A 758-nucleotide genomic window follows, 5' to 3' on the forward strand; every position below is an offset into this window, starting at 1 on the left:
TGAATGGTGGCAAATCAATTTTGATAGAACGTGCGGCCGGGCCTTCACCAATCATGATGTCCAATTGGTAATCTTCCATTGCCGGATACAGTACCTCTTCGACCATAGGGCTAAGACGATGGATCTCATCAATGAAAAGCACGTCGTTTTCCTCAAGATTGGTCAACAACGCGGCCAAATCGCCTGCTTTTTCGAGAACAGGTCCAGAAGTAGTACGGATGTTCACTTCCATCTCGTTAGCAACAATGTTTGCCAACGTCGTTTTACCCAAACCTGGAGGGCCAAAAATAAGTAGGTGGTCTAACGCCTCACTACGCAATTGTGCCGCTTTGATGAAAATCTCCATCTGATCACGGACATGATCCTGACCTTGGTAATCCGCCAACTTTTTAGGGCGAATAGCACGGTCAATAACATCTTCATCACGAAACGCTGGATTTTCAGGAGCGATTAAACGATCGGCTTCAATCATACTGTTACCTTGAACTTTCCGTTACACCATTGATTTTAGTGCTTCACGGATCAGCTGCTCGCTGCTCATGTCCGGTTTAGCAATTTGAGAAACGACTTTCGACGCTTGAGTTGGTTTGTAGCCTAGAGCAAGAAGTGCGCTGACCGCCTCTTCTTCTGCACTATTTGACGAAGCGGCAGCCGAGTCAGTAGGAGCGGCATCAGTAAACGGCGTGAATAAGTCGCCAGCTCCCCAACCTTTTAAGCGGTCTTTCATTTCAACGACCAAACGCTCGGCGGTCTTCTTA

The 758-nt window shown here is 47.4% G+C and carries 1 protein-coding gene and 1 pseudogene; both read right to left on the bottom strand.

All coding sequences use genetic code 11. The features are described from left to right. A partial coding sequence (locus R7O13_RS26415) for an AAA family ATPase (RefSeq protein WP_318305148.1) occupies positions 1-472 on the bottom strand: 472 nt, incomplete at its 3' end. A 21-nt stretch (positions 473-493) separates the two neighbouring features. Then, positions 494-758, bottom strand: a pseudogene (gene ruvA / locus R7O13_RS26420) (Holliday junction branch migration protein RuvA); the annotation flags it as partial.

This window comes from Vibrio sp. Y176, from assembly GCF_033438945.1.